Genomic DNA, 2,500 nt, shown 5'->3' on the forward strand with positions numbered 1-2,500 from the left:
CGAACGCGGACTAGCCCTTAAGCTGATTTGGTTCTAGGAAAACACTCTGGAAAGAGTGGCCATAGAAGGTGATAGCCCTGTATCTGAAAGGGCCATTTCAGTGAAGACGAGTAGGGCGGGGCACGTGAAACCCTGTCTGAACATGGGGGGACCATCCTCCAAGGCTAAATACTACTGACCGACCGATAGTGAACCAGTACCGTGAGGGAAAGGCGAAAAGAACCCCGGAGAGGGGAGTGAAATAGAACCTGAAACCGTGTGCGTACAAGCAGTAGGAGCTCCGCAAGGAGTGACTGCGTACCTTTTGTATAATGGGTCAGCGACTTACTGTTCGTGGCAAGCTTAACCGTATAGGGGAGGCGAAGGGAAACCGAGTCTGATAAGGGCGCATAGTCGCGGGCAGTAGACCCGAAACCGGGTGATCTAGTCATGCCCAGGGTGAAGGTGCGGTAACACGCACTGGAGGCCCGAACCCACTCCCGTTGCAAAGGTAGGGGATGAGGTGTGATTAGGAGTGAAAAGCTAATCGAACCCGGAGATAGCTGGTTCTCCTCGAAAGCTATTTAGGTAGCGCCTCATATGTATCCTCTCGGGGGTAGAGCACTGTTATGGCTAGGGGGTCATCGCGACTTACCAAACCATTGCAAACTCCGAATACCGAGACGGACTGTATGGGAGACACACGGCGGGTGCTAACGTCCGTCGTGAAAAGGGAAACAACCCAGACCCACAGCTAAGGTCCCAAATTCACTGCTAAGTGGAAAACCATGTGGAAAGGCACAGACAGCCAGGAGGTTGGCTTAGAAGCAGCCACCCTTTAAAGAAAGCGTAATAGCTCACTGGTCGAGTCGGTCTGCGGGGAAGATTTAACGGGGCTAAGCAGTGAACCGAAGCTTGGGGTGCATACTTTGTATGCGCGGTAGAGGAGCGTTCCGTAAGCCGTTGAAGGTGGATTGAGAAGTCTGCTGGAGGTATCGGAAGTGCGAATGCTGACATGAGTAACGATAATGCGGGTGAAAAACCCGCACGCCGAAAGCCCAAGGTTTCCTTGCGCAACGTTAATCGGCGCAGGGTGAGTCGGCCCCTAAGGCGAGGACGAAAGTCGTAGTCGATGGGAAGCAGGTTAATATTCCTGCACCTCGCGTAAGTGCGATGGAGGGACGGAGAAGGTTAGGTGTACCAGGCGTTGGTTGTCCTGGGGAAAGGCGGTAGGTTTGGATCTTTGGCAAATCCGGGATCCTTTAAGACCGAGCACCGAGACGAGCCTTTATGGCGAAGTCACTGATACCACGCTTCCAGGAAAAGCTCCTAAGCTTCAGCTTACGCAGACCGTACCGTAAACCGACACAGGTGGGTAGGATGAGAATTCTCAGGCGCTTGAGAGAACTCGGGTGAAGGAACTAGGCAACATGGCACCGTAACTTCGGGAGAAGGTGCACCCTTTTTGGTGGCTCGTGCGAGCTATAGCTGAAGAGGGTCGCAGTAACCAGGCCGCTGCGACTGTTTATCAAAAACACAGCACTCTGCAAACACGAAAGTGGACGTATAGGGTGTGACGCCTGCCCGGTGCTGGAAGGTTAATTGATGGGGTCAGCCGCAAGGCGAAGCTCTTGATCGAAGCCCCAGTAAACGGCGGCCGTAACTATAACGGTCCTAAGGTAGCGAAATTCCTTGTCGGGTAAGTTCCGACCTGCACGAATGGCGTAACGACAGCGGCGCTGTCTCCACCCGAGACTCAGTGAAATTGAAATCGCTGTGAAGATGCAGCGTTCCCGTGGCAAGACGGAAAGACCCCGTGAACCTTTACTATAGCTTTACACTGAACGTTGAGTTCGTCTGTGTAGGATAGGTGGGAGGCTATGAAACTGTGGCGCTAGCTGCAGTGGAGCCATCCTTGAAATACCACCCTGTCGTGCTTGACGTTCTAACCTGGGCCCATTATCTGGGTCGGGGACCGTGTATGGTGGGTAGTTTGACTGGGGCGGTCTCCTCCTAAAGAGTAACGGAGGAGCTCGAAGGTACGCTCAGCGCGGTCGGACATCGCGCACTGTGTGCAAAGGCATAAGCGTGCTTGACTGCAAGATCGACGGATCAAGCAGGTAGGAAACTAGGACTTAGTGATCCGGTGGTTCTGTATGGAAGGGCCATCGCTCAACGGATAAAAGGTACTCCGGGGATAACAGGCTGATACCGCCCAAGAGTTCATATCGACGGCGGTGTTTGGCACCTCGATGTCGGCTCATCACATCCTGGGGCTGTAGTCGGTCCCAAGGGTATGGCTGTTCGCCATTTAAAGTGGTACGCGAGCTGGGTTCAGAACGTCGTGAGACAGTTCGGTCCCTATCTGCCATGGGCGTTGGAGATTTGAGAGGGGCTGCTCCTAGTACGAGAGGACCGGAGTGGACGAACCTCTGGTGTTCCGGTTGTCACGCCAGTGGCATTGCCGGGTAGCTATGTTCGGAAGCGATAACCGCTGAAAGCATCTAAGCGGGAAGCGCGC

General features: G+C 54.0%; 1 rRNA gene (only partly in view). It reads left to right on the plus strand.

The annotated features are described in order from the left end of the window. Nucleotides 1-2,500 (plus strand): 23S ribosomal RNA (locus tag VN11_RS01670) (it extends past both window edges: 247 nt to the left, 131 nt to the right).

The organism is Stenotrophomonas maltophilia (assembly GCF_001274595.1).
GTDB classification, from domain to species: Bacteria; Pseudomonadota; Gammaproteobacteria; order Xanthomonadales; family Xanthomonadaceae; genus Stenotrophomonas; species Stenotrophomonas forensis.